1 protein-coding gene is annotated in these 281 nt (G+C 63.7%); it reads right to left on the reverse strand.

The window, feature by feature from the left end; genetic code table 11:
• A partial coding sequence (locus QUB30_RS14655) for a hypothetical protein (protein ID WP_333334404.1) occupies window positions 1-199 on the reverse strand: 199 nt, incomplete at its 3' end.
• Window positions 200-281: the final 82 nt, after the last annotated feature.

Genomic DNA, 281 nt, shown 5'->3' on the forward strand with positions numbered 1-281 from the left:
CCAGCGCCAACACCAGCACCAGCACCAGCGCCAACACCAGCACCAGCACCAGCGCCAACACCAGCACCAGCACCAGCGCCAACACCAGCACCAGCACCAGCACCAGCACCAGCGCCCGCACCAGCGCCCGCACAAACATTAACGCCCGCACCAGCACCAGCGCCCGCACCAGCGCCCGCACCAGCGCCCGCACAAACATTAACGCCGACGCCAGCGCCGGTATCAAATGTGCCGATCACACCAACAATTACTCAAAATCCAGCACCGGTCTCAAATTTGCC

Origin of the sequence: Microcoleus sp. BROC3, assembly GCF_036702515.1 — a bacterium.
In the GTDB taxonomy this organism is placed as follows: Bacteria; Cyanobacteriota; Cyanobacteriia; order Cyanobacteriales; family Microcoleaceae; genus Microcoleus.